The organism is Sorangium sp. So ce394, assembly GCF_051474665.1.
In the GTDB taxonomy this organism is placed as follows: Bacteria; Myxococcota_A; Polyangia; order Polyangiales; family Polyangiaceae; genus Sorangium; species Sorangium cellulosum_D.
The window spans coordinates 13,078,664-13,097,868 of record NZ_CP150339.1 but is presented as its reverse complement, the minus strand read 5'-3'; the positions used below and the strand labels follow the sequence as shown (position 1 = coordinate 13,097,868).

The following is a 19,205-nucleotide window of genomic DNA, read 5'->3' as shown; positions in this document are numbered from 1 at the left end:
GGAGCGCTTTTTACCTCAAGCGGTCCCGGATCCGCCCGACGGAGCGCTGGATGAGCTGCTCCAGCTCTTCCTTGCTGCGCCGCTCGTCGTCTGCGGCTTGCTTGGCCCTCCGCGCCTCGACGCCGGCCCTGGCCCGCTCGTCATCGGCCTGGGCCTTGGCGCGCCGCGCCTCGACCTCGGACGTCCGCGCCTCGTCGCGCGCCGTCCGCGCCTCGCCGGCCGCGGCGCGCGCCCGCTCGGCCTCGGCTTCGGCCCTGTCCCTGGCCTCCTCGGCCTCTCTCTGCAGCAGCTCCGCCCGCTTCCGCTGCTCTTCCGTGCTCATCCTCGCCTGCTCGGCGGCCTGCCGGGACGCCGTCTCTCGCGCGAGCGCCTCCTCGAGGCTGTCCTCGGTCCGGCGGATGTCCGCGAGCTGCGCGCTGATGACCCGGTTCTGGCGGACCACCGTGACGATGCCCGCGGTGGCCCCGACGACCAGGAGGGCCAGGCTCGCGATGGTCCCGACGATGAGGTTGCGCTTCCTGCGCTGCGCCTGGCCGGCCAGCCCGATCACGGCGTCGAGGTAGCGCTGCTCGCGCTCGGGCAGCCGTCGCTCGGAGCGCTCCCGGAAGCGGCGCGCCTCCTCGGCGAGCTTGCCGCGCCACAGGAGGTCGTCGGCGCCGCCGCTCGACGCCCACTGCCGGGCCGCGGCGCGCAGCTTGTCGAGGAACACGGCGTCTTCCTGGTTCTCGTCGAGCCAGCGCAGCAACGTCGGCCACCGCTCGATGAGCGACTCGTGCACGATCTCCACCCGGCTGCCGGCGTTGTCGCGCCCGGTCTCGATGGCGAGGAGCCGCGCGTCGGCCAGCAGGTGGACGACGCTCTCGAGCTCGTCGGGATCGCCGTCTCCGGGCAGCTCGCGGAGCTCTTCCAGGCTGGCGATGGCCCGCGTGCGCTCGGGCGTGACCAGGCGCTCGAGGATGGCGCGGCAGAGCTTCGCCTGGCGGCCGCCGAGCCCGGCCAGCACCGCGTCGGCGTGGCTCGCCAGCGTGCCGGCCACGCCGCCGATCGCCTCGTAGCTCGCCCGCGTCAGGAGCCGCCGCTCGCGGTCGCGCATGTCCCACAGCCTGGCCGCGGTGAACTGCAGGAGGGGGAGCGCGCCGTGGGTCGTCTCCAGCACATCGAGGATGCCGTCGACCATCGCCGGGTCCTCGATCTCGTACCGCGCCGCCTGGATCGGCTTCAGGAGCGCGTCGCGCAGCCCCTCCCGGCCGATGGGCGAGAGGAACACGAGCCCGCGGGTCACCCCCGCCATGAAGCGCCTGTCCTCGGCGACGCGCTCGATGAAGTCCGAGCGGGTGGAGAGGATGACGCGCAGGGGCGAGGAGGCGTCGTCGGCGACGCCCTCGAGGCACGAGAAGAAGGCGGCGCGCTCGCGCGCGTCGCACGAGAGCGTGTAGAGCTCCTCGAACTGATCGACGAACAGCACGACGCGGCGCTGGTTCCGGGCGGACCACGCGCGCAGCGCGGCGCCGAGGTAGCCCGGCTCGGCGCGCAGCCGCTCGATCCGCTGGCCGCGCGCGGAGTCGCGGGCGAGCGCCGCGGGCGCGCCGTCCTCGGTCTTGGCCTCGGCCTCCTCCCGGAGGGCTGGATGGCCGAGCAGATCGGCGAGCGCCGCCATGGGCTCGCGGCCTGGCCGCAGGACGAGCGACGCCCACCCGGCCCCGGAGCGCTTGAGCGCCGGGATGATCCCCGCCCGCACCAGCGACGATTTCCCCACGCCCGAGGCGCCGACGATGGCGAGGAGCGGCTGGCTCTTCAGGCGCGCGACCATGCCGGCGATGTCGTCCTCGCGACCGAAGAAGCGATCGGCGTCGACCTCCTGGAAGGCCGACAGGCCGGCGAAAGGGCTCTCGGCGGCGCCGAGGACGATCTCGCGACGCCCGGGCAGGAGCGGCGTGAGCTCGGCGAGGAGCTGCTGGGCCGAGGCGAAGCGCTCGGATCGCTGCCAGCGCAGGCACCGCTCGATGATCGGTCCGAGCGGGCCGAGGTCGCCCCACCCCGCGCCGATCGCCCGGACCGGCGCGTCGAGCGCGGCGGGGCGCGCGGAGCCGGGCGCCCCCGCCTCCTCGAACGGGTGCGCGCCGGTCACGAGCTCATGGAGCATGATCCCGACGGCCCAGATATCCGTGGCGTGGTCGATCTCCTCGCCGGCCCGCTGCTCGGGGGACATATAGGCGAGCGTGCCCATGACCGCGCCGTCGCGCGTCAGGGGGAGCGCGCCCATCGCATCGGTGGGGGCGTGGGGAGCGCGCTCGTCGCGCGCGGAGGCGGCGTCGGCGTCGAGCTGCTTGGCGATGCCGAAGTCGAGCACCTTGATGGCGCCGGACGCCTCCAGCATGATGTTCTCCGGCTTGAGATCGCGGTGCACGATGCCGAGCTTGTGGGCGCACGCGAGGGCGCGCACCACGGGCACCATCACCTCCACCGCCGCGCTCGTCGATAGCGGGGTGGCGGCAGCGCCTCTCGCCGCGCCAGCCGGCCGCCGCTGCGTCATCCACGCGCGGAGGCTCTGGCCTTCGATGTATTCGAGCACCATGTAGGGGTGCCCGCCGTGCTCGTTGACATCGTGGATGGTCACGATGTTCTCGTGCTTGCAGCGCGCGGTGGCGCGGGCCTCGACGAGGAACCGGTCGAGCCGGTGGCCGGTCAGCGTGGTGACGAGCTTGATCGCCACGAGCCGGCCCAGCCGGACGTCGCGGGCCAGGAAGACCGTGCCCATGCCCCCGCGGCCGAGCTCGCGAATGAGCTCGTAGTGGCCGAGGAACGTCCCGGCGGCGACGGGCGGCGCCTGCGGCGCTCGTCGCGGAGCGCCGCTCGCCCCGGCGGGGCGCTCGTCGGTGGGCGGATCGTAGGCGGTCGACGCCGTGCGCGGCGGCGCCTCGGTGACCAGGGTCATCGATAGGCCGACTCCCTGTCTCGCCTGCGGACGCCCCCTCTGGCCCGGCGGCGGGGTGACGGCCTCCTCGTCGTCGGAACCGCTGCCGCGGGCGTCCATCACGGGCACGAAGGATATTCCGCTCTCCGGGCTCATGCCAATGTCGCTGCGCGCGCCTCACAGGTCCAGGGCCGTGGGCCGGGAACATGGCCCTTGCAGAGGCGATGGACCGGCTGCGGCGACGCCCGGGGGCGTTGGGGGATGCTCCAGGGCGTCCATCGCTGAACGAAGCCGGCCGAGGCGAGCCTCCGTCCTCCGCCTTCAAGGACGGAGCGGCGTCCGGACGAGCCGATAGCTGCGCCCCTGCTCGCCGAGGAAAAACACGTCGCTGGTGGAGGTGCCCCATACAGCCACCACATCCAGAGGGTCCAAGTCAACGGGCAGCCAGGATACCCCGTCGAAGTGCAGCACCGTGCCCCCGTCCCCGACGGCGAAGACATCGCTCGGACCGCTTCCCCACACGTCCATGAAATGCGCATGGACCGGCGAAGCGATCGAGGTCCAGGCGCTGCCGTCATAGTGCAGCACCGTGCCCCCGTCCCCGACGGCGAAGACGTCGCTTGGACCGCTGCCCCACACGCCTCTGAGCGAAACAGTGACCGGCGAAGGCATCCAGGTCCAGGCGCTGCCGTCATAGTGCAGCACGACGCCCGCATCTCCGACGGCGAAGACGTCGCTCGGACCGCTGCCCCATACGTCGTGAAGAGGCACAGCGACCTGCCAATGCATCGAGGTCCAGGTCCATGCGCTGCCGTCATAGTGCAGCAAGGCGCTCGAATCTCCAACGGCGAAGACGTCGCCCGGACCGCTTCCCCATACCTCGTGAAGAGGTACATCGACCGGCGAAGCCATCGAGGTCCAGGCGCTGCCGTCATAGTGCAGCACCGTGCCCCCGTCCCCGACGGCGAAGACGTCGCTCGGACCGCTGCCCCACACACCGCTGAGCGAAACATCGACCGGCGGAGCCATCGAGGTCCAGACGCTGCCGTCATAGTGCAGCACCATGCCCAAGTTCCCGACGGCGAAGACGTCGCTCGAACCGCTGCCCCACATATCGTACAAACCGTACAGTGCAGGGGCCGAGAAAGGCAGCTCTAGCTCTATCCGCGCCATGCCGTCAAAATGCAGCACGACGCCGGCACCTCCGACGGCGAAGACATCATTGGCGCCGCCACTCCACACACCCCGAAGAGGGCTATCTATCGGCGATACCATCCGCGTCCAGGAGCTGCCGTCATAGTGCAGCACGACACCGGGGTGTCCGACGGCGAAGACATTGGCCCCGCCACCCCACACGTCAGCAAGAGGCGCATCGACCGGCAAATCCATCTGTACCCAGGAGCTACCGTCATAGTGCAGCGCGATGGCCGGATCCCCGACGACGAATACGTCGCTCGGACCGCTGCCCCACACACCGGAGAGATTCACGTTGTCCGGCAAAGTGACCGGCAGAGCCATCTGCGTCCAGGAGTTGCCGTCATAGTGCAGCAACATCCCCGCATTCCCAACCGCGAAGACGTCGCTCGGACCGCTGCCCCACACGCCTAAGAGAGCCGCGTAGTCCGGCAAAGCAACCGGCAAATCCATCGATGTCCAGGAGCTGCCGTCATAATGCAGCACAGCGCCGGCGGCCTCGAAACCGGAGAATCCGACGGCGAAGACGTCGCTCGGACCACTGCCCCACACGCCGTAAAGCTCCCCAGGCCAAGTGACCGGCAAATTCATCGGTGTCCAGGAGCTGCCGTCATAATGCAGCCCAGCGACGAACCTCCCGGAATCGGAGGATCCGACGGCAAAAATGTCCCTCGAACCGCTGCCCCACACATCGAACAGGTGCATCCCGGGCGACAATAACTTTTGTGTCCAAGAGGTGCCGTCGTAGTGCAGCAGGGAGTTCCACCCGACGGCGTAGATATCTTTGGGCCCGCTGCCCCACACGCTTGTAAGGGGCAACTCGGACGGCGTATGCATAAAGCGCCACCCGAACTCGCCGCAGCCCTCGACGTCCAGCGAGTCGCAAGCACGCGCACAGCCGGGGCGACCGAAGTCAAAACGCAGATCCACGCAGGAGACGGTCGCTGGAGCAGCGGGATCACACATCTCCTCTTCTGCTTTCTCGCCGTCACCGCAATGAAGCCGGCAGTCCGGGCGGCACAGCCCACCAGCGGGCGCGTTCTGGCGGTCGCGGCATAACGGGTCCCGGGGCGCGACCGCATCGGCGCCACAGTCGCACTCCTCGCCGGGATCGGGGATCGCGTTGCCGCAGACCTCCCGCCGGCAGGTCGCGCCGCACCCGTCGCCCGCCTCGACGTCGCCCTCGTCGCACTCTTCACCGGGGTCGAGGATTGCATTGCCGCAGACTTCCCGCCGGCAGCTCGCGCCGCATCCGTCGCCCGGCTCGACATCGCCCTCGTCGCACTCCTCGCCGCTCTCCAGGATCCCGTTGCCGCAGACTTCCCGCCGGCAGCTCGCGCTGCACCCGTCGCCCGGCTCGACATCGCCCTCGTCGCACTCTTCACCGGGATCGAGGATCGCGTTGCCGCAGACCTCCCAACGACAGCTCGCGCCGCATCCGTCACCCGGCTCGACATCGCCCTCGTCGCACTCCTCGCCGAGCTCTTGGATCCCGTTGCCGCAGGCGTCGCGCGGCGTGTCGGGCGAGACGCACCGCGGCGCTCCGACAATCGGGGTGCGGCACGTGTAGTCCGCAAGGCAGTAGCCGTCTCCACAGGGCGTGGACATGTCGCTCGCACACGCGACCGCGAGCGCTGCGAGGAGGATGCTCCACATCCACAACAGATGTCGTTTCATGGCTCAGAACGCCTCCGGTGATGTGCCTCTACGAGCCGGCCTCCATGCTCTACGCCGACGAAGGCCGGATACCCGACGCGCCCCTGGCATGCGAGGGAACGTCGCGCTGGATCATTCGCCGCGCCCGGCGGCCAACACTCGAGCTGCGCTCGCAAGAAAAGCTCCTTCGAGGACCAGCGAGCCTCCGCTGGCCCGTCGCCGCGCGGACGACATACCCCTCCATGGACCTGCCCAGGTCCACAGCAATCCATGTGCCATAGATGCCGGCACAGAAGCGAGCCCCGAGCGCCGCGTTCCGCGCGCTGGCACGTCGGATGGCTCGCGCGCGGGCACGGGCACACGGGCCGGGCACATGGGCGGGCACACGGGCCGGCCACCGGGCATCCTGCGCGCGCGCCGCATTGCAGCAACGGCGCGGAGGCTCGTCGATCGCGGCCGGTGCCCTCTGCACCGGACGAGAGACCCGCGTTACACTCCGCGGGGACGTGGTGCTCCCCGCACGGAACACGACCCTGGACGACGCGCCCGGCCTCCCGTCCGAGCAACTCGGTCCCAAGGAGCCGAAACCCGGGCTGTTGCTCATCTTCTCGGTGGACAGCCCGCGCTGCGACGTGCTCCCGCTGGAGGACGGCGAGATCGAGCTCGGGCGGTGCGAGGTCGCGGGCGTGCACCTGGACGATCAGCGGATGTCGCGAAGGCACGCGCGCGTGCGCTGGACCGGCGGCGCGTGGCGGGTCGAGGATCTCGACAGCCGGAACGGCACCTGGCTCGACGGCGTCCCGCTGGTGGGCGCGCGCACCGGCGCCGATTTCCGGATCGTGCGCACGGGCTGGTCGGTGTTCCTGCTCCTGGCCGACGTCGAGCCGTTCCGCGCGGGGGTCTCGCGCACCGGCGGCACGATCCTCGGGGCGACCCTCGCCCGCACGTGGGACGCGATCGACCGGGCGGCGCGCCTCGGGGCGACGCTGCACGTCGCCGGCGAGAGCGGAACGGGCAAGGAGCACGCGGCGCGGGCGTTCCACGCCCTCGGCCCGCGGCGCGACGGGCCGTTCGTGCCCGTGAACTGCGCGGCCATCCCCGCGGGGCTGGCCGAGCGGCTGCTCTTCGGCGCCCGCAAGGGGGCGTACTCGGGCGCCGCGGCGGACGCCGAAGGGTACGTGCAGGCCGCGCGCGGCGGGGTGCTCTTCCTCGACGAGGTGGCCGAGCTCGACCTCGGCGTGCAGGCGAAGCTCCTGAGGACGCTGGAGGCGAAGGAGGTGCTCCCGCTCGGGGCGTCACGGCCCGTGCAGGTGGATTTCGCGCTGGTCTCGGCGACCCACAAGGACCTGCGGGCGCAGGTGGCCGCCGGGAAGCTGCGCGACGATCTCTTCTTCCGCATCGCGCGGCCTTCGGTCCGCATGCCGCGGCTCCGGGAGCGACCGGAGGACGTCCCGTGGCTCGTCGATGCGGCCCTGCGACATGCGGCGGCCGGCGCGCGCGCCGAGGCGAGCGCGCCCCCTCGGGCGCATGCGTCGCTGATCGAGGCGTGCCTCCTGCGGGCGTGGCCAGGGAACATTCGAGAGCTCACCGCGGAGATCCGGGCAGCGGCGCAGGAGGCGCACCTCGCGGGCAGCTCGGTGGTGCAGGACCATCACCTCTCCCCGTCGGCGGGGCAGCTGGCCTTCCCCGGGACGCCGGCGGTCGTGTCCGGCAGCGCCACCGGCACGGCGGCGAAGGACGCCGCGCGGGCGCCGCAGCCGGCGGCGGAGGAGCGGCCCTCGCAGCGGGCAGCGTCGTGGCCCGCCGAGGAGGAGATCGAGGCGGCGCTGCGCCGTGAGCAGGGCAATGTGACGCGCGCGGCCCGGGCGCTCGGCATGCACAGGAACCAGCTCCGCCGCTGGCTCGCGCGACGCGCCGCGGGCGGGGGCGAGGACACGGGGGGGTGAGCAAACAGCGCGGATTCGTGGTCCAGCTCCGTCGATGTCCCGAGGCTCACGGTGGCATCGGCGTATCAGGTGGATACGCCGTCATCGGGCGTGATCCCGATCTCCACGAGATCGCAGATGGCCCTACCCCCCGAGCACCTCGGCGTAGAGCTCCTCGTACGCGCGGACCATCTGGTCCAGCCCGAACCGCTCGATCACCCGCGCCCGCCCGCGCTCCCCCATCGCGGCCCGGTCCTCCCGCACCGCGACCGCCTCCAGCGCGGCCGCCAGCGGCTCCGGCGCCCCCGGCGACACGAGCAGCCCCGTCGACCCCTCCTCGATGATCTCCGGGTTGCCCCCCACCCGCGTCGCCACGATCGGCAGCCCCGCCGCCGCCGCCTCGATCAGCGTCAGCGAGATCCCCTCGGTCAGCGACGCGAGCGCGAACACGTCGAACGCCGGCAAGAGCTCCGCCACGTCGCCGCGCGTCCCCGTGAACGCGACCGCCCCGCCGAGCCCGAGCCGCGCCGCCTGCTCCTCGAGCGCCGGCCGCAGCGGGCCGTCGCCGATCAGCGTGAGGTGCGCGTCCGGCCGCACCTCACGGAGCCGCGCGAACGCCGCGAGCAGCGTCGCGTGGTCCTTCTCGGGCGACAGCCGCGCGACGCACCCCACGTGGTAGCCGGACGCCGGCACCCCGAGCCGCGCCCGCGCCGCGCCCGCGTCGCCCGGCCGGAACACGTCCGTGTCCACGCCGTTCAGGATCGTCACCACCTTGGCCGGATCGACCCGCTCCACCTCGAGCGCCACCGCGCGCGCGTCGTCGCTCACCGCCACCACCCGGTCCGTGAGCGCCGCGGCCAGCCGGTTGACCAGCACCTTCCGCTTCTGCTTCGGGTAGTTGCGCCCGTGCTTCGTGTGGATGACGCGCGGCCCCCCGCCCCGCCCCGGCAGGCTCGCGGCCCGCGCGAGGCCCGCCGCCAGCGCGCCGTAGAGGTGCGGCCCCGGGTTGTGCGTGTGCACCAGCCGGATCCCCTCGCGCCGCAGCCACGCCGACAGCCGCACCGGCAGCCCCGGGTCGAGCCCGGGCCGCCGCGGCAGCACCACGAGCGGCACGCCGAGCCGCGCGAGCTCCTCGGCCAGCGCGCCGGGCTCCTCCAGCGCGCACACGATCGGCGCGAACCGGTCGCGCGCCGTCCGCTCGAGCAGCCGCAGCACCACCCGCTCGAGCCCGCCGACGTTGAGCGAAAGGACGACGTGGGCGACCTTCGCGGGATGGCCCGGCGCGGCGCGCGGCCCCTCGCCGCCCGCCGGCCGGACCTCGGGGGCACCGTTCACGCCGCGGCCTCGCGCCCGAACTCGATCGGCACCTCGGACACGGTGAAGCGGAACTTCCCGCCCGAGGTGACCGGGATCTCGTCGACGAGCTCCACCCGGATGTCCGCCCGCTCGCCGAGGAACCGGCGCAGATCGCGCTCGATCGCCTGCGACGTCTCCGGCTGGTAGCCCGCGCTGGGGACGATCCGGATCGTGATCGCCCGCGACTTGTCCTGGTGGACCTGGTACCGCTCCACCGTCGGGTTGTCCTTGAAGAAGTAGGGGAAGAACACGGCCGAGAGGAGCTGGCCGTCCGGCCCGACGATCATGTCGAGCACCCGCCCCTCGACCGAGGCGAGCAGCGGCAGCCCGCGGCCGCACGAGCAGGACTTGTCGGCCGCGACCACCACGTCCTCGTTCTTGTAGCGGATGAGCGGCATCGACCGGCACAGGAGGTCGGTCAGGATCACCTCCCCCGGCTCGCCTGGCCGCGCGAGCCGGCCGCCGCACTGGACCTCGACGAAGACGTTCTCGATGTTGAGGTGCTTGCCCTCGCGGCGCTCGCACTCCGCGCCGATCAGCATCATCTCCCTGCATCCGTAGCGATCGTAGACCGGCGCCTGGAACGCCTTCTCGATGACCTCGCGCTGGTGCGGGAAGAGCCGCTCCGCCGTCGCGATGATCCCCTTCGGCGTCGGCAGCCTGCGCCCCGCCTCGAGCGCGTAGCGCGCCGTGTAGTAGAGCGGGCTCGTGTACCCGACGACGAGGTTCGGCTGGTAGCGGAGGATCTCGTCCACCACCCCCGCGAGCCGCGCCTCCGCCAGGTTCCACGCGCTGACCGTCTTCTTCCGGAGGACCGCCTCGTGCAGCGTGCGCTTCACCTTCTTCCATCGGGGCTCGTGGGTCGGTATGCCCCAGATGTACAGCTCCTTGTCCCCGATGCGGCCGCCGGCCCACGCGTCAGCGCGCAGGGCGGCGGCCTGACGACACTCGTACGTGGTGTGATCGTAGAAGAACTGCGCCGGCTCCCCGGTCGATCCGCCCGTGCCGCTCCTGAAGAGCTTGCCGTTCCAGCCCTCCGCGATGAGCTCGCCGCCGTGCGCGCGGAGATCGGCCTTGGTCAGGACGGGGAAGCGCACGAGATCCGCGGGCGCGTGCACGTCCTTCACCCGCACGCCGTATTCCGCGAAGCGGCGCCGGTAGAAGGGCACCTTCTCCTCGGCGAAGCGGAGGGTCGCCAGCATCTTTCGCCAGTTGAGCTCGCGCAGCTCGCTCTCCGGCCGCCACTGGGACCGCTTCAGCTCATCGAGATATGTCAGCGTCGCCCTCCTTCGGAGTTTCGTCTCGTAAACGGGAAACAGCACGTTCCGGAAGAGTACTGAATACATATCTACCGACGGACGATTCTTTCGGAGCTCCGACAAACAGTCAAGCTGCCGCGGCCGCCGCGGCGCGCGCGTTTCGTGCGCTCTCACGAGGGTAACGGAGGTGTCGTGGATGGACTTCGCATCAAGGCTGTTCCAGCGCCGGCGAAAGCACACGCCCGCGACGCTACGGGCGGCGCTCCGTCGACGCCGCGCGGCCGGCCAACGCTGCGCGGCCGGGCGAACGGGCTCGTCGCGCTTCTACGCGGCACGCGGCACGCGGCGCCCGGCCCGCGACTCGGCGCCTCATTGCAGGGTGGGCTCCGCCTCTTGCTGCCAGAGCGCCGCCAGCGCGAACGTCTTGGCGTTCTCCGGCACCGCCTGGCAGAAGCTCTGCCGCCGCGCCGGGTCGCGGATCCACTGCGCCCGCGCGACGAGCCGCTGCATCGCCACCGCGATCGCCTCGCGCGCCGCGTCGTGGTGGCCGGCGGCCCGGAGCGACTCGGCGTACACGAGCCGGATCTGCGCCTCGCCCTCCTCGGTCCCGCCGACCGACACGAGCAGCCCGAGCCCGCGCCGCGCCGCCTCGAGCGCCTCGTGGGCGCGGCCCTGCTCGAGCAGCACCCGCGCGCGCACCGCGAGCGCCAGCGCCTGGAGCGTCGGCACGTGCGCCAGCATCGCCACGGCCGCGCCCGCCTCGTTGTCGGCCGCCCCCAGGCTGCCGAGCCGGGTCAGGATCGCCGCGAGGTAGGCGCGCGACCGCGCCTCCTGCCGCCGGTTCGCCTGCGCCGCGAACGCCTCCACCGCCTCGGCCGTGACCGCGCGCGCCGCGCCGAGATCGCCCTGCTGGATCCAGAGCAGCCCCAGGTTCTGCTTCGCGAACGCCGCCACGTTGTAGAGCCCGAGCCGCTCCGCCTCGGCGAGCGCGTCGCGCAGCTCCGCCTCGGCGCGGCCGTACGCCCCGAGCTGCACGAGGCAGTGCGCCGCGTTCACCCGGCTCAGGCACGCGTTCCGGATGTCGCCCGTCTGGAGGTACGCCGGGATGCTCTGCTCGGTCCACTCCAGCGACGCCGCCGGGTCGCCGTAGCAGAGCGCCTGCGACGCGCGGAGCGCGTGGAGGCGCGCCGCCACCGCCGCGTCCCGCTCGGCGAGCGGCATCGCCACCCGCGCGAGCTCCTGCACGATCTCCTCGGCGGCGGCGTACTGGCCGCCGTGCAGGAGCGACCCGGCGATGCGCGCCAGCGCGCTCACCGAGGCGCCGGTCGCCTCGTCGAGCAGCTCCGGCGGCCCGCCGCGCTCGCCGCTCGGCCGCCCGCCCCGGAGCTCGTCGACGAGGTCCGCGAGCCTCTCGCCCATGCCGAGGCGCACGCGCATCGACGCCGCCTCCGCGGCCGCCGCGTACCAGAGCGCGCTCTTCCTCGGGAAGCCGTTCATCGCCATCACGGCGCACCGCTCGGCCTCGGCGGCCTCGCCGAGCCACTTGTGGGCCTCGGCCTGGACGAGGCGCAGCGCCGCGAAGAGCTCCCCGTCGACCTCGGCGCTCGCGGCGCCCTGCTCGGCGCGCTGGATGGCGGCGCGGAAGTCGTTCGCCCCGAGCGCCTGCTCCGCCGCGCGCCGGAACCAGATGACCGCCCGCTCGGCGTCGCCGCCGCGCTCGAAGTGGTCGGCGAGGAGCGCCGCGTCGCGCTCGCCCGCGGCCTCCAGCCACTCGCCGGCGAGCAGATGGCCGAGCGCGCGGTCCGCGTCGGTCAGCGTCGCGTACGCCGCCTCGCGCACGAGCGCGTGCCGGAACGCGTACTCGTCGTGGCCCCGGAACTTCCCCTCGCCGCGGCGCGCGATGAGCTCGCGATCGACGAGCACCGCGAGCCACCCGTCGACCTGCGGCGCCCGGCGCTCGCCGCCGAGCAGCGCCATCAGCCCGCCGCGCCAGAACTTCTGGCCGAAGACGCTCGCCGCCCGGAGCACGCGCCGCGCCTCGCCGTCGAGCGACTCCAGGCGGGCCTGCACCATGGACAGCACGGTCTCGGGCAGCGCCTCGGTGCGCCCCGAGGCGGCGGCGCGGATGAGCTCTTCCAGGTAGAACGCGTTGCCCCCGGCGCGCTCGCACAGCCGCGCGCAGAGGTCGGGCGTCACCGCGTCCCCGAGCACCTCGCGCACGAGCCGCTCGCTCCCCCGGCGCCCGATCTCGCGCAGCCGGATCTCCTGCACGCCGCGCGAGACCCACACCTTCGGGAAGACGGCCTCGACCTCGGGCCGCGCGAGCGCGAGCACCATGAGCGGCTGGTCCCGGAGCGCGAGCGCCGCGTCGATGAGCTTGACGGTGGGCACGTCGCCCCACTGGAGGTCCTCCAGCACGAGGAGCACCGGCTCGTCGCGGCACTCGGCGAGCACGAAGTCCTCCCAGGCGCGGCGGATCTGGTCGCCCATGAGCATCGGGTCGCTGCGCGCGGCGCGCAGCTCGACCCGGCCCTCGTCGGAGAAGTGGATCCGCGCCACCTCGCCGAGGAACTCGGTCACGCGGGCGAGGTCGCCGCCCGAGAGGGTGCGGCCCACGCGGGCGCGGAGGCGCTGCTCGCGGACCTCCTGCGGCTCGCCGCCGGACAGCCCGGCCTCGCGGCGGAGCATCTGGCGCAGCATCCCGAACGGCGAGCCGGCGCTCATCGGGTCGGCGTGGCCGAGCCAGACCTGCACGCGCTGCTCGCGCTCCTCGACGCGGCGGAGGAACTCGTAGCGCAGCCGGCTCTTGCCGAGGCCCGCGGGCGCGGTGATGAGCACGGCGCGCGCGGTCGGCTCGGCGAGGCACTCGTCGAGCACGGCGTCGAGGATGGCGAGCTCGTGGTCGCGCCCCACGAACGGCGTCGTCCGGCCGAGGAGGGTGCGCGCCGCCTCGACGAGGTCGCGCTCGGCGCGGAGCACGAGGCCGGTCGCGTCGCCGCCGACGTCGAAGCGGGCGTCGAGCAGGCCGGCCATCACCTCGTCGAGGCGGACGGAGCCGCCGTCGGCGCGGTCGAGCAGGCGCACGGCGCGGTCGATGGTCGGGCCCATCGGGAGGCGGTCGTCGGCGGAGCCGCGGCCCGCGACGAGGGCCATCTGCACGCCGGGCAGGAGGTCGCGCACCTCGAGGGCGCACCGGGCCGCGCGCGCCGCCTGGTCGGTGATGAGGCCGCGCCCCTCGAGGGTGATGAGCAGGAGCCCGTCGGCCAGCGTCTGGAGGGTCCCGCCGAAGCGGGTGGCCACGCGCTTCACCTCGTCTTCCGAGACGGTGCGCGCGAGGGGCATGGTCATCGGGAGGGTCATCGGCATGGTGGGCCCTTGCCAGGCCGGCGCTTCCGGCTGGCCCACCCGGGCGAGCATCAGGCAGACGGTCCGCCGCTCGCCGGTCGTGAGCGCGCTCGCGCGCCGGCTCACGGGCGCCGGGGGGGTGCTCTTGATCTCGCCGACGCGGAGCAGCTCGATGGCGACGGCGGCGCCGTTCGCGGGCCGCTGGGCCGGGTCCTTGGCGAGCATGTGCGCGACGGCGGCGTCGATGCTCTCGGGGATGTCGGCGCGGAGGTCGCGGAGGCGGGGCGCCTCGTCGAGCACGACGCGGAGGAGGGCGGTGTGGATGTCGTCGCCGACGAACGGCGGGCGTCCGGTGAGGCAGTGGAACAGGACGCAGCCGAGGGCGAACACGTCGGCCGGGGTCCCGACGGCGCGCTCGCCGCGCGCCTGCTCGGGCGCCATGTAGAACGGCGTGCCCATGACGACGCCGGTCATGGTGAGGGGCGCGAGCGAGGTGAGGCGCGCGATGCCGAAGTCGAGGAGCTTGACCTGCTCGACCGCCTTGTCGACGAGGTAGAGGTTGCTCGGCTTGAGGTCGCGGTGGACGACGTTGTTGCGGTGGGCCTCGGCGAGGGCCTCGGCGACGCGGAGGCCGAGGGTGACGCTCTCGGCGACGGTGAGCCCGCGGCGGCGGAGCCGGTCGGCGAGGCTCTCGCCCTCGAGCCACTCCAGGGCGAGCCACGGCTCGCCGCTCTCGGTGGCGCCCTGGGCGATGTACCGGACGATGCCCGGGTGCCTGAGCTCGGCGAGGACCTGCGCCTCGCGGGCGAAGCGCTCGCTGTGCTCGAGGCCGCGGCCGGACATGACCTTGAGGGCGGCGGTCTCGCCGGTGTGCCGGTCGAGGGCGCGGTAGACGGAGCCCATCCCGCCCGACCCGGCGAGGCGCTCGATCAGGAAGCGGTCGGCGACGATGTCCCCGGGTTTCATCGGGACGGCGAGTATCACACGGAGGGCGGACCGAGAGGCGAGATCCCGGCGCCCGTGCGCGGGACGAGGCCGCCGGCGGCCCTGGCGCGCGGGGCGCCGGGGGCGGTGGAGCCGTGGGGAGGTGGGAGGAGCGGCGAGGAGCACCGCCGGGCTGCGGGGGGTGACCGATGTACGCCCGCCGTTTGCGGCTGGGCCTGCGAAGTGACACGACGTGTGCCCCGTCGTTTACAGCACGGCCTGCGAAGTGACACGACGTGTGCCCCGCCGTTTACAGCACGGCCTGCGAAGTGACACGGACTGCGTTCCGTCGTCTCCAGCGCCTCCCGGCGGGCGCCGCATCGCTCCTCGACGGCGTCGTCGCCACGGTGTTCGCGAGCAGCCCGGCCGCCCGGCGCGGAGCGTCGCGCCTGTCGACCGAGGTCGCGCCGGTGCGGCGGCCCTTGTCGAGGGAGCCCGAGCGGCGCCGCGGCAGCGCGCTGCCCGATTGCGAGGCTCTGCGCTGGTAGGCCGCTCCGATCGAGCGTGGTAAGACCTCACGCCGTCGGTTCCCCGTGACGAGGTTCTCTCCATGAAGATCAGCCGAGCGACGATCGAGAACTTCAAGAAATTCGCTCCTCCCGGCGTCGAGCTGGACTTCAAGAACAAGGCGACCGGGGATGTGGCCGATCGTTACTTGATCCTTGGCGACAACGCGTCAGGGAAGACGACCATCCTGCAAGCCATCGCCCTCACGCTCTCGCTGGCGCAGCGGAAGATCCCCGATATACGCCATTTCGGCTGGACCGGGTGGGCACCCGAGCGGTATTTCGTGCACGGCGATCCGATCGTCGAGTTGACGGTCGAGTTCGAAGACGACGAGATCGCCGCGACACAGGAAGCCGCGAGGCGCTGGTGGGACCTCGTGAGCCCCACGAGCCATGAGTCGTTCAGGGAGCCCGGGGACAGCCGGGTCGTGACGTTGCGTCTCGAGGGGGCTCGGGTGAGGACGACCGGCTCCGCGCGCGAGATCTACCAGTTCCGAGGGCGCTCGTACGTCGCCGCCTCGGTCCGGAATGACGCCAAGCTCCGCGCCCTCTTCTCTCGGCTGCCAGGGGTGTTCTGGTACGACCAGTTCCGCAACATCGCGCTGTCCGGCGCGCGCGAGCTGTCGGAGCGCGAGGCGTCCGACCCCACTCCGCCGAACGAGACGGGAGTCCGGTTTGAGACCGCCGTTGCTCGGCTCGATACGATACTCAAGATTTGGCACCGAAACCGGGAGCGGCTCGGACCACACCCAGAGCGCGACTACCTCGGCGAGCTGGAAGCTCTCTACCGGACGGCGTTCCCGGGTCGCAGCTTCGCTGGGCTCGAGACCCTGTTCGACGGACCCACGCCGGCGGACGATCGCTTCGTGCTGAAGGACGGAGGCCGCACGTACACGCTGAGCGAGATGTCGGCGGGCGAGCAATCCGTCTTTCCGGTCGTGTTCGAGTTCGTGAGGCAGCAGATCCACCGCTCGGTGGTGCTCATCGACGAGATCGACCTGAACCTGCACCCGCCGCTCGCGCAGACGCTGCTCGGCCTGTTGCCCCGCCTCGGCGAGGACAATCAATTCCTGTTCACGACGCACGCGCGCGCGGTCTCGACGCTCGTCAGCCCTCACACCATCCACCGGCTTCCGGAGGGACGGCCGTGCCTGTGAGCGTGCTGCTGTGCGAGGGCGAAGACAACGGTCCCGACGTCAGGCTCCTCCACGCGATCCTCCGGGGCACCGGCGTTCAGGTCGAGCCCTCGGGCGGCAAAGACGCCTTCGCGGGCTTGATCCGCGGCCGGCGCCGCCAGAACCCTGGCGTCTGCGGGCTCATCGATGGCGACTTCCCCAGGGACCCCGGCGCCTGGACGGAGGCCACCGACCCCGGCCCTCGTCGGTGGACCCTACGCCAGGGCGAGAAGCAGCTCGTGCTCGGATGGATGTGGCGGCGCAAAGAGGTGGAGAATTATCTTCTCGACCCCGACGTCCTGGCGCGCGCCCTCCGGTGGGATCCAGCGGCGAAGAGCCGTTACGTGGCGCAGCTCGAGCGCGTCTTCGATGCGCTCGGTCGCGTCACCGCGGCGCGGATCGCGTTGACCTGCTGTGCGCCGTGGCGGAACCGGCTCGAGACCCAGGTGCGCCTCGACGCCACCAAGCAGGAGCTTCAAGACAAAGCCGACGCGTACACCGAGGGCGCTCGGCTCGACAAAGACAAGCTGCTCCAGGCCTTCGAACGCCACGTGCCAGACTGCCTGAGCGGCGGGCGCTTCCGTCAGCACGCGCTCGAGGTGTTCGCCGGGAAAAACATCCTCGCGAAGATCCAGCACACACCTGGATTCCACCCGATACTCAAGAGAAAACCCGAGCTCGAGGAGCGGATCCTCAACGCGCTGGAGCACGACGCGGAGCCCCATTCGTGGCTCCCCGAGTGGGCGGCGCTCCGGTCGGCCGTGGAGGCCTGGATGCCCGCGCCGGAAACCGAGGCGACGAGCGCGGGCGCCTGATCCAGCCGCTCACGCCTCGGAGGTTGTGATACGGTGCGCCCCCATGTCTGCGCTTGTTCTGCCTACCGTCGAGATGCTCGCTCCCTACGAAGCGGGAAAGCCGATCGAGGAGCTCGCGCGCGAGCTCGGCGTGACCGACGCCGTGAAGCTCGCCTCGAACGAGAACCCGCTCGGCCCGAGCCCGCGCGCCATCGAGGCGGCGCGCCGGGAGATCGCGAACATGCACTTCTACCCGGACGCGTCGGCCTACCGGCTCCGCGAACGGCTCGCGGCGATCCACGGCGTCGCCATGGAAGAGGTCGTCCAGGGCAACGGCTCGAACGAGCTGCTCGACCTCGTGGTGCACACCTTCGCGACGCCGGGGTCGCACATCGTCTTCGGCGACCCGGCCTTCGTCGTCTACAAGCTCGTCGCGCTCGCGTACGGCGTCCCGTTCACCGCCGTGCCGCTGCGGGACCTGCGCCACGACCTCGAGGCCATGGCCGCGGCCGTCACCCCGAAGACGCGCCTCCTCTTCGTCGCGAACCCGAACAACCCGACCGGCACGCACGTGAGCCGCGGCGCGGTCGAGCGCCTGCTCAAGGAGGTGCCGCCCGAGGTCGTCATCGTCATGGATGAGGCGTACATCGAGTACACCGACGCGCCGGACTTCCCGGACTCCATGCGCCTCCGCCACCTCCGCGAGCGGCTCCTCGTCGTGCGTACCTTCTCGAAGATCTACGGCCTCGCCGGCCTCCGCGTCGGCTACGCCGTGGGCCCGGCCAAGCTCATCGACTACATGAACCGGACGCGCGCGCCGTTCAACGTGAGCGCGATCGCGCAGGCGGCCGCCATCGCGGCGCTCGACGACGCCGAGCACGTCGAGAACAGCCGCGCGCTGAACCTCCGCGAGCGCGACCGGCTCACGCGCGAGCTCACCCGGCTCGGGCTGTCGGTGGCGCCGAGCCAGGCGAACTTCGTGCTCGTCGACGTGGGGCGGCCAGCGCGCCCCGTCTACGACGCCCTGCTCCGCAAGGGCGTCATCGTGCGGCCGTTCGGCAACCTGCCGACCAGCCTGCGCGTCACCATCGGCACCGAGCGCGAGAACCAGCGCTTCCTCGACAGCCTGGCGGACGTGCTGAAGTGACGCCCTCGGGAGCGCCGGCCCGCCGGGCGCGCTGAAGCGCGCTCGGCGAGGCGCCCCCTACCCGCGCTTCGACGACGGCCCCGCATAGCGCGCCGCCGCGCGCACCATGCCGCCCAGGCTCAGCGGCACGAGCGTGACCAGCCCGCGCCCCTCCGCCGTGCCGGGGTGCGCCGACACGAAGCAACGGACCGACGGGTTCTCGTAGAGGTGCAGAAAGCCGCAGTCGTCGGCGGGCTCGTCCGCCCGCCCGGCCTCGAAGACGAGCGGGCTGCCATGCTCGCTCGACTCGAGATCGAACGAGGCGGCGAGCTCCGCCATGAGCGCGTCGGCGCCCGCCACCTGGCTCTCGACCGGGCCCGTGTGGGTGATGTCGACGAACCGCGAGAACAGCGCGTAGCTCGACGGGTGCGCGAGCGAGCACAGGCAATGGACCGGTCGACCCGGGTGGGCGAGCATGTAGCGGATCAGCCGCTCCAGGACGAGGCGCAGGACGACATCGCCGACGACGCGCAGGGCGCCATCGCCGCCGGAGCGCCCGCCGAGCGCGCCGGACTCGCCGCGGAAGATCGCGACCGTCGCGCCGCAGGACTCCCGCTCGAGGATCTCGATCGCGAAATAGCCGACGAGCTGACCGCCCGCGCCCCGGTGGAGCACGACCGCGCCGTGCTCCGCGCCGGCCTCGACGACGTTGCTGGCGAAGCTCCGCTTCCGCTGCGCGCCCTCGAAGATCCGGCGGCGGAGGGCATAGAGCTCGTCGACGAGGATCTGCTTTTCGTCCGGCGTCATCTCGCGTGGAACAACGACCTTGATGGAGGTCTGCTCGCTCATGGATTCCTCGATGCCTGTCCTGTCGGCCGCCTCGGCGGCGGGACGGCGGTTCGCCGGCGCCCTCGCGCCGCGCGCGACGAGAGCGCCGCCGAGGGCCGCGCCGTCGCCGTCGCGTCGAGCGC

At 72.4% G+C, this 19,205-nt stretch carries 10 protein-coding genes; 4 read left to right on the top strand and 6 right to left on the bottom strand.

What is annotated here, in order from left to right:
* Positions 1-10: 10 nt before the first annotated feature.
* Both WMF33_RS48435 and WMF33_RS48430 read right to left on the bottom strand, forming a co-directional pair.
* Positions 11-2,935: an nSTAND1 domain-containing NTPase gene (locus tag WMF33_RS48435; RefSeq protein ID WP_437334919.1), complete on the bottom strand. Its 2,925-nt coding sequence runs from the start codon at positions 2,933-2,935 to the stop codon at positions 11-13.
* A 300-nt stretch (positions 2,936-3,235) separates the two neighbouring features.
* Entirely contained in the window at positions 3,236-5,785 is a 2,550-nt protein-coding gene (locus WMF33_RS48430) for a glucosyltransferase-I (RefSeq protein ID WP_437334918.1), read from the bottom strand.
* Between the two features lie 485 nt (positions 5,786-6,270).
* Between WMF33_RS48430 and WMF33_RS48425 the strand changes: the two genes are divergently transcribed.
* Entirely contained in the window at positions 6,271-7,710 is a 1,440-nt protein-coding gene (locus WMF33_RS48425) for a sigma 54-interacting transcriptional regulator (RefSeq protein WP_437334917.1), read from the top strand.
* Between the two features lie 123 nt (positions 7,711-7,833).
* Here WMF33_RS48425 and WMF33_RS48420 read toward each other — a convergent pair whose 3' ends face one another.
* From WMF33_RS48420 to WMF33_RS48410, 3 genes are all read right to left on the bottom strand, one after another.
* Positions 7,834-9,024: a glycosyltransferase family 4 protein gene (locus WMF33_RS48420; protein WP_437334916.1), complete on the bottom strand. Its 1,191-nt coding sequence runs from the start codon at positions 9,022-9,024 to the stop codon at positions 7,834-7,836.
* Positions 9,021-10,367 carry a phenylacetate--CoA ligase family protein gene (locus WMF33_RS48415; RefSeq protein ID WP_437334915.1) on the bottom strand — a complete coding sequence of 449 codons (1,347 nt, stop codon included), beginning with the start codon at positions 10,365-10,367 and terminating at the stop codon, positions 9,021-9,023. Before WMF33_RS48415 ends, WMF33_RS48420 begins: the two co-directional genes overlap by 4 nt.
* 306 nt (positions 10,368-10,673) lie before the next feature.
* Positions 10,674-14,615 carry a protein kinase domain-containing protein gene (locus WMF33_RS48410; protein ID WP_437334914.1) on the bottom strand — a complete coding sequence of 1,314 codons (3,942 nt, stop codon included), beginning with the start codon at positions 14,613-14,615 and terminating at the stop codon, positions 10,674-10,676.
* Between the two features lie 568 nt (positions 14,616-15,183).
* Between WMF33_RS48410 and WMF33_RS48405 the strand changes: the two genes are divergently transcribed.
* From WMF33_RS48405 to hisC, 3 genes are read left to right on the top strand one after another with little or no spacing between them, the layout of a single operon-like run.
* Positions 15,184-16,296: an AAA family ATPase gene (locus WMF33_RS48405; RefSeq protein WP_437334913.1), complete on the top strand. Its 1,113-nt coding sequence runs from the start codon at positions 15,184-15,186 to the stop codon at positions 16,294-16,296.
* Positions 16,287-17,129: a hypothetical protein gene (locus WMF33_RS48400; protein ID WP_437334912.1), complete on the top strand. Its 843-nt coding sequence runs from the start codon at positions 16,287-16,289 to the stop codon at positions 17,127-17,129. Before WMF33_RS48405 ends, WMF33_RS48400 begins: the two co-directional genes overlap by 10 nt.
* 43 nt (positions 17,130-17,172) lie before the next feature.
* Positions 17,173-18,255 (top strand): histidinol-phosphate transaminase, encoded by a 1,083-nt coding sequence (gene hisC / locus WMF33_RS48395; RefSeq protein ID WP_437334911.1) that lies wholly within the window; start codon positions 17,173-17,175, stop codon positions 18,253-18,255.
* A gap of 57 nt (positions 18,256-18,312) precedes the next feature.
* Here hisC and WMF33_RS48390 read toward each other — a convergent pair whose 3' ends face one another.
* The gene (locus WMF33_RS48390; RefSeq protein WP_437334910.1) at positions 18,313-19,083 is read right to left on the bottom strand and encodes a hypothetical protein; all 771 of its coding nucleotides are present in this window, start codon (positions 19,081-19,083) and stop codon (positions 18,313-18,315) included.
* Between the last annotated feature and the right edge of the window lie 122 nt (positions 19,084-19,205).

Excerpts from the sequence above, each read along its gene's own strand:
- WMF33_RS48405 (WP_437334913.1), top strand. The coding sequence starts at position 15,184 with ATGAAGATCAGCCGAGCGACGATCGAGAACTTCAAGAAATTCGCTCCT.
- WMF33_RS48435 (WP_437334919.1), bottom strand. The coding sequence starts at position 2,935 with ATGACCCTGGTCACCGAGGCGCCGCCGCGCACGGCGTCGACCGCCTAC.
- WMF33_RS48390 (WP_437334910.1), bottom strand. The coding sequence starts at position 19,083 with ATGAGCGAGCAGACCTCCATCAAGGTCGTTGTTCCACGCGAGATGACG.
- WMF33_RS48430 (WP_437334918.1), bottom strand. The coding sequence starts at position 5,785 with ATGAAACGACATCTGTTGTGGATGTGGAGCATCCTCCTCGCAGCGCTC.
- WMF33_RS48410 (WP_437334914.1), bottom strand. The coding sequence starts at position 14,615 with ATGAAACCCGGGGACATCGTCGCCGACCGCTTCCTGATCGAGCGCCTC.
- hisC (WP_437334911.1), top strand. The coding sequence starts at position 17,173 with ATGTCTGCGCTTGTTCTGCCTACCGTCGAGATGCTCGCTCCCTACGAA.